Here is a 260-nt window from a genome sequence, read left to right on the forward strand (position 1 = left end):
AGTTGTGGTTTTACCGTGAGTACCCGCGACGGCAATACCATGGCGGTAGCGCATAATCTCAGCGAGCATCTCTGCACGACGCACAACAGGAATTCGTAAAGCTTTAGCCGCAACAAGCTCAGGGTTACCCTGATCAATCGCTGTTGATACCACTACCACGCTGGCGTTTTCTACATTAGTTTGGTCATGACCAATAAAGATGGTCGCGCCCTTGCTTTGCAGTCGATCTGTAACGGCATTTTGACTAATGTCTGAGCCAG

1 protein-coding gene is annotated in these 260 nt (G+C 49.6%); it reads right to left on the minus strand.

Annotated features, from left to right (window positions below):
* Positions 1–260, minus strand: a 260-nt coding sequence (locus AB4585_RS28055) for a Mur ligase domain-containing protein (protein ID WP_372172041.1), incomplete at both ends; no start/stop codon positions are given.

Origin of the sequence: Vibrio sp. 10N.222.49.C9, from assembly GCF_041474985.1 — a bacterium.
GTDB lineage: Bacteria > Pseudomonadota > Gammaproteobacteria > Enterobacterales > Vibrionaceae > Vibrio > Vibrio crassostreae_C.